We start from the raw sequence: 381 nt of genomic DNA, 5'->3' as shown, positions 1-381 counted from the left end.
GTCCTTACTGAGTTTTATGAAAGAGAATTAGACATAGCAGATAAATATATTAAACAATTTATCGTAGAAAGCGATGGTTCAGGAGTTCCAGAAAACTGGGCGGAATTTATGGAGAATGGTATAAGGTGGATGGAACTAGCGGCAAGTTTGTCGATTAAGGGAATTGCTGTGAATGGGTTAGAGGAAAGTGGCGTGCAAGAAATGATAGACGCTGGCATGATGTGGAAACAGTCATTTGAAAGTTTAGAAGAAAAGCAAGGGAACGCACTATATGAGGAAGCGAAGAGTTGGGTAAGGACAGCTGATGAAGTCTATCAACTTTTTTCTGACTCATCCGTCAACTCTGATACTGTAATGAATACTCATCAGCTAGTACTAGAA

At 39.6% G+C, this 381-nt stretch carries 1 protein-coding gene; it reads left to right on the top strand.

All coding sequences use genetic code 11. The annotated features are described in order from the left end of the window. The coding region (locus AOA62_RS31870; protein WP_158235139.1) for a hypothetical protein at nt 1–381 on the top strand (381 nt) is incomplete at both ends.

This window comes from Pseudomonas sp. 2995-3, from assembly GCF_002742565.1.
In the GTDB taxonomy this organism is placed as follows: Bacteria; Pseudomonadota; Gammaproteobacteria; order Pseudomonadales; family Pseudomonadaceae; genus Aquipseudomonas; species Aquipseudomonas edaphica.
The sequence above is the reverse complement of the archived record's forward strand: the minus strand, read 5'-3'. Positions and strand labels throughout refer to the sequence as shown.